Annotated in this window: 6 protein-coding genes, 2 tRNA genes and 1 pseudogene; 6 read left to right on the top strand and 3 right to left on the bottom strand. The window is 63.5% G+C overall.

The annotated features are described in order from the left end of the window. Both LB568_RS33755 and LB568_RS33265 read left to right on the top strand, forming a co-directional pair. Positions 1 to 94 (top strand): annotated as a pseudogene (locus LB568_RS33755) (hydroxypyruvate isomerase); the annotation flags it as partial. A 219-nt stretch (positions 95 to 313) separates the two neighbouring features. Further along, positions 314 to 1231 carry a 2-hydroxy-3-oxopropionate reductase gene (locus tag LB568_RS33265; protein WP_263497377.1) on the top strand — a complete coding sequence of 306 codons (918 nt, stop codon included), beginning with the start codon at positions 314 to 316 and terminating at the stop codon, positions 1229 to 1231. Positions 1232 to 1356: 125 nt separating this feature from the next. On the opposite strand, the gene LB568_RS33260 is transcribed toward LB568_RS33265, so the two are convergent. Next, a complete protein-coding gene (locus LB568_RS33260; RefSeq protein ID WP_140573612.1) occupies positions 1357 to 2205 on the bottom strand; it encodes a TrmH family RNA methyltransferase in 849 nt (282 codons plus the stop codon). A gap of 200 nt (positions 2206 to 2405) precedes the next feature. On the opposite strand from LB568_RS33260, the gene LB568_RS33255 reads away from it, so the two are divergent. Further along, a tRNA-Tyr gene (locus tag LB568_RS33255) sits at positions 2406 to 2490 on the top strand. 91 nt (positions 2491 to 2581) lie between these two features. After that, positions 2582 to 2655 (top strand) — tRNA-Gly (locus tag LB568_RS33250). 103 nt (positions 2656 to 2758) lie between these two features. On the opposite strand, the gene LB568_RS33245 is transcribed toward LB568_RS33250, so the two are convergent. After that, on the bottom strand, positions 2759 to 3223 hold the full coding sequence (locus LB568_RS33245; RefSeq protein ID WP_140573615.1) for a YidB family protein: 465 nt from the start codon (positions 3221 to 3223) through the stop codon (positions 2759 to 2761). 131 nt (positions 3224 to 3354) lie between these two features. Here LB568_RS33245 and LB568_RS33240 point away from each other — a divergent pair, with 131 nt between their 5' ends. Next, positions 3355 to 3612: a GlsB/YeaQ/YmgE family stress response membrane protein gene (locus LB568_RS33240; RefSeq protein WP_013895719.1), complete on the top strand. Its 258-nt coding sequence runs from the start codon at positions 3355 to 3357 to the stop codon at positions 3610 to 3612. An 89-nt stretch (positions 3613 to 3701) separates the two neighbouring features. On the opposite strand, the gene LB568_RS33235 is transcribed toward LB568_RS33240, so the two are convergent. Continuing rightward, positions 3702 to 4589: a DMT family transporter gene (locus LB568_RS33235; protein ID WP_013895718.1), complete on the bottom strand. Its 888-nt coding sequence runs from the start codon at positions 4587 to 4589 to the stop codon at positions 3702 to 3704. A gap of 293 nt (positions 4590 to 4882) precedes the next feature. Between LB568_RS33235 and LB568_RS33230 the strand changes: the two genes are divergently transcribed. Continuing rightward, the coding region (locus LB568_RS33230; protein WP_263497376.1) for a GTP-binding protein at positions 4883 to 5121 on the top strand (239 nt) is incomplete at its 3' end.

Below are 5121 nucleotides of genomic sequence, written 5' to 3'. Positions count from 1 at the left end.
CTGGATCGGGGCGGAATACAAGCCGAAGGCCGGCACGGAAGCCGGGCTGGCCTGGTTCCGGGACCTGGCCGGGCAGGGCAGTGCGGCGGCTTAGCTGTTGCAATTGAAGTCGCGATCCTTCGCGCCCCCCTCTGGCCTGCCGGCCATCTCCCCCACAAGGAGGGAGATCGAATGTCATCTCGGCTTTCGCCAATCTCCAACGTTGCAGGATGAGCGAGGCGCCGAAAGAGCCAATCTCCCCACCTGTGGGGGAGATGGCCGGCAGGCCAGAGGGGGGCGCGACAGAACGCTGCCTTCACAAAGGAGAACCACAATGGAAACCATAGGCTTCATCGGTCTCGGCATCATGGGCGCGCCGATGGCGCGGCATCTGCTGGATTCTGGCTACAAGGTCATCGCCAGCGATCACCGCTCCAAGCCGCCGGCGGATCTCGTCGCCAAGGGCCTGAAGACCGTGACCGGCCATGCAGCCGTGGCCAAGGCTGCCGACATCGTCATCCTGATGGTGCCCGACACGCCGCAGGTGGCCGAAGTGCTGTTCGGCGACAACGGCGTCGCCTCCGGCCTTTCGAAGGGCAAGCTGGTCATCGACATGAGTTCGATCTCGCCGATCGAGACCAAGACCTTCGCCCAGAAGATCAATGCGCTCGGTTGCGACTATCTCGACGCGCCAGTCTCGGGCGGTGAGGTCGGCGCCAAGGCGGCGTCGCTCACCATCATGGTCGGCGGCGAGGAAAAGGCTTTTGAACGAGCCAGGCCGGTGTTCGAGAAGATGGGCAAGAACGTCACTTTGGTCGGGCCGAACGGCGTCGGCCAGACCACCAAGGTCGCCAACCAGATCGTCGTCGCGCTGACCATTGAAGCCGTCGCCGAAGCTCTTGTTTTTGCTTCAAAAGCCGGCGCCGATCCGGCCAAGGTCAGGCAGGCGCTGATGGGCGGTCTGGCGGCCTCGCGCATCCTCGAAGTGCATGGCGAGCGCATGGTCAAGCGCAGCTTCGCGCCGGGGTTCCGCATCGAATTGCACCAGAAGGACCTCAACCTGGCGCTGGAAGGCGCCAAGGCGCTTGGCGTGTCGCTGCCCAACACCTCGACCACCCAGCAACTGTTCAATTCCTGCGCCGCCAATGGCGGCGCGAAGGAGGATCACTCGGCGCTGGTCAGGGCGCTTGAGCGGATGGCCGATTTCGAGGTCGGCGGCGAGGCGGCCGAGGCCAAAGGCAAAGCGGCATAGGTCGGGAGAGGGCGGTATAACGTTCCCAGGCCGCCAGCTCCCTTTCCTGTCGAAGAACGGGTTCCCGCGACCATCGCCGGGACCCGTTTCTCGTTCAGATCGGCGACGGAACTGTCGCCTCCGGCTCAGTCGCGCTTCAGGAACGCCCGTGCCGCGTAGAGGCTCACCGCCGCGGCGTTCGACACGTTGAGCGATCTGATTGCGCCGGGCATATCGAGCCGGGCCAGCGTCGTCACCGTCTCGCGCGTCTTCTGGCGCAGGCCCTTGCCTTCGGCGCCGAGCACCAGCGCGACCCTGTCTCCGGCAAAGCTGGTTTCGAGTTCCGCCGGCCCATCCGAATCGAGCCCGATGGTCTGGAAGCCGGCCTCGTGCAGCTGCCCGAGCGCGTCGGCGAGGTTCTTGACCTCGATCTGGTCGATATGCTCCAGCGCGCCGGAGGCGGATTTCGCCAGCACGCCCGATTCCTGCGGGCTGTGACGCGCCGTGGTGATCAGCGCGCCGGCACCGAACGCGACCGCCGAGCGCAGGATGGCGCCGACATTGTGCGGATCGGTGACCTGGTCGAGCACCAGCACCAGTTTCGTGTCGCCCAGCGCGTCGAGGCGTTTGGGCTTCAGCGGCTCCGCCTCGATCAGCACACCCTGATGCACGGCATCCGATCCGGTGATCTTGTCGATATCCCTGGGCTCGACCAGTTCGGCCGTGAACGGCAGGGCGGCGAGATCGGCAATTTCAAGACGCTCGGCCGCATTGCGCGTCACCAGCATTTTCTTGATCCGGCGCCGTGGATTGTCGAGCGCCGCCCGCACCGTGTGCAGGCCATAGAGCCGCACCAGGCCATCGCCTGCGTTTTCGCCCGGGGGTACAGGCTGACGTGGCTTGAATGCCGGCGCGCCGCCGCTCTTCTCGTCGCGAAAGGCGCGGCGCAGCTTGGCGTAATGGGTGTCTTTCGGAGTGTTGGTCTTGTTGCTCATGGTCGGCTTCTATAACCGTCTGCGGCGGCCAGGGATACGGCCCGTCGCCGCAGTCGGCGAACAAGTTCGAAAAAGCCCGGCTGCGCGGTTGACACCCACTGGCCTTGCCGCCATAAGGCGCTTCGCTGATTTCGGAGAAGACATCTATCTCGGGTCCGGATCGGCAAGAATGCCTCGTTGCATGGCTCCGGCGGCAGACTGGAGAGGTGCCCGAGTGGTTAAAGGGGACGGACTGTAAATCCGTTGGCTTAGCCTACGTTGGTTCGAATCCAACCCTCTCCACCACTGCCGGCCCGGAAGCCCTGAAACGCGAAGAGCATCGGAGGCGAAAAGCGCATGGCGCTTTTCGGGTGAATCCGGTACTTCAGTGCAAGGCGCGGGTATAGCTCAGTGGTAGAGCAGCAGCCTTCCAAGCTGAATATGCGGGTTCGATTCCCGCTACCCGCTCCAGAATTCCGTCGCCCAGATTTCCATCGCCCAGAATTCCATCGCAACCAGCTGCAAGCCGGAACACTGCGCAATGCGTGCAGCGCTCCGATCGTCTCCGCCCGCGTCAGCTGTTGAACGCGGACGCCACCTGGTGCTGCTGCGGCACCTGGCCGTTCGGCGTCAGCTTGTCGACGATGCCGGGCAGGGCCGTGGACAGTTGCTTGAGCAGTTCCTGCTCATTCATGCCGGTCCGTTGCGCGATCTCGCGGATAATTTGGGGTCCAATCGCATTGCCGAGATCATTGGCGTTGATCGACTGGTTCTGCCCGGTGCCGACCCAGGAGTCGGCGGTGTTGCCGTGACCGGCATCCCTGAGCTTGTCGAGCAGGCCGCCGAGGCCGCCGAGCAGGCCGCCGTCACTGGCGGTGGCTTCGGTCGGTACGGGGGCGGGTGGAGCGGCAGTTTCGGGTTGATCCGGCTGTTCGGCACTTCTGCCGCTCAGCATTTTTCCGACCAGCAACGCGCCGAGCGCGATCATCAGCGGTTTGGTGATGTTGCCGCCGGGAACGGCGTTGTCAAAAAGTCCCATAGTGGATCCTCCATCTCAACCAAACCCAGCCCAGCTTCCACAATGGCGCATTCGGGCGGAATTTCAAGCTGGCTTGAGCTTTTGACAATCATATGAAAATGTCGCGCTGGCGAGGGATGGAGAGGAAAAAAATGGGTATCATCAGCTGGATCATTCTCGGCGCTATCGCCGGCTTCCTGGGCAGCAAGATCGTCAACAAGACCGGCCAGGGCCTGATCATGGATATCGTGCTCGGCATTGTCGGCGCCATTGTCGGCGGCGTGATCTGCAGCCAGATCTTTGGCGTCGGTGTCACCGGTCTCAACATCTCCAGCCTGATCGTCGCCGTGGTTGGCGCCGTGGTCGTGCTGTGGGCCTACCACCAGTTCAGCGGACGCAGGACGCTTTAGCCGGAACGCACGCGCCTTTTTTGCTTGCCGGTCACCAACTTGTTTCGGGGCCGGTGACCGGCGTCCTGGCTTCGTAGTGCGAGCAATGGCTAGGCGACCACGGCCAGCCGGCGCTTGCGTTGGTCCAACGACACGATGGTCAGCCCGCTGCCCACCACCAGCAGGATGCCGCAGACGGCCAGCACATTGGGGAATTGTCCGAACACCAGCAGTCCCGAAATGACGGCCCAGACGGTGAAGCAATAATAGAACGGCGCCACCGCGCTGGTCGGCCCGACGCGGTAGGCCATGAAGATGAAGAAATGGCCGAAGATCAAGAAAAACCCGGCGCCGGCCATCAGCAGCAGGTGACGTGCCTCTGGCATCACCCAGCGCTCGGAAACCAGATGCGCGGCGCCGGCGCCGATCAGCACCACCACGACGGCGGAGATCGCCACGATCATCCCCGGCACCTCGGCCGAGACCCGCCTGCCGGCAAGGTCGCGCGCCGCCGCCAGCGCCGCATTGCCGAGCGCCAGCAGCGCGTAGACCGAAATGCCTTGCATCGTCGGCTGCGCCACCATCAGCGCGCCGATGAAGCCGAGCCCGATCAGCGCCATGCGCAGGCCGCCGATGCGCTCGCCAAACAGGATCGACGAGCCGACCAGCATCAGGAGCGGCGTTATCTGTCCGAGCGCGGTGGAATCCGCGATCTGCATGTTGGCGAGCGCCACGACATAACAGAGGATCGCCGCCATCTCGAGCAGGTTCCTGCCCAGCACGCGTCTGTCGAAGATCAGCGGGATCTGTTTGCCGTAGCCAAGCGCGAACAGCAGCGGAAACCCCCACAACGCCGCCGCGACACCGCGCAGGAACAGCACCTCGTAGGACGGCAGCCCGGCGGTCGCGAGTTTCATCATCGTATCGTTGACGAGATACGACCCGGTCGAGATGATCATGAACAGTGGGCCGCGAACGGTCGTTGGAAGGAAATGCATCGGGTCAGGAGATCAGAGCTCGATGACGACCGCAATGGGCCATCGACGGGCCGTGAAGCGGACACGGATTGGCGGGCATGAGGCCGCCGGGGCGGCCCGATCGACCCGGCTTTCACCCATTCCATTCCGTCCAGGGCCTACCTATATCAGCGCCACATCCCCGCAATCGGATCCCAGGTTCGGACTGAGTGAGACGGCACCCGGCCAAAAGACGCTTGTGTTTTTTGGCCTTTGTCGCTAATCGCCCCGCATTCGACTGAACTGAAGGTCAAGGCCGTCCAAGGAAAGAGACTATGGCAAAAGGTAAATTCGAGCGCACTAAGCCTCATGTGAACATCGGCACGATCGGTCACGTCGATCATGGCAAGACGTCGCTGACGGCGGCGATCACGAAGTATTTTGGCGAATACAAGCGCTACGACCAGATCGATGCGGCGCCCGAAGAGAAGGCGCGCGGCATCACGATCTCGACGGCGCACGTCGAATACGAGACGGCCAACCGCCACTACGCCCACGTCGACTGCCCCGGCCA

This window comes from Mesorhizobium sp. B263B2A, from assembly GCF_020165775.1.
Lineage (GTDB): Bacteria > Pseudomonadota > Alphaproteobacteria > Rhizobiales > Rhizobiaceae > Mesorhizobium > Mesorhizobium opportunistum.
This window is presented reverse-complemented; position numbering and strand designations above follow the sequence as displayed.

What these genes read in the sequence shown, in the direction of transcription:
- LB568_RS33265 (WP_263497377.1), top strand. Translation starts at nt 314, where the DNA reads ATGGAAACCATAGGCTTCATCGGTCTCGGCATCATGGGCGCGCCGATG.
- LB568_RS33260 (WP_140573612.1), bottom strand. Translation starts at nt 2,205, where the DNA reads ATGAGCAACAAGACCAACACTCCGAAAGACACCCATTACGCCAAGCTG.
- LB568_RS33245 (WP_140573615.1), bottom strand. Translation starts at nt 3,223, where the DNA reads ATGGGACTTTTTGACAACGCCGTTCCCGGCGGCAACATCACCAAACCG.
- LB568_RS33240 (WP_013895719.1), top strand. Translation starts at nt 3,355, where the DNA reads ATGGGTATCATCAGCTGGATCATTCTCGGCGCTATCGCCGGCTTCCTG.
- LB568_RS33235 (WP_013895718.1), bottom strand. Translation starts at nt 4,589, where the DNA reads ATGCATTTCCTTCCAACGACCGTTCGCGGCCCACTGTTCATGATCATC.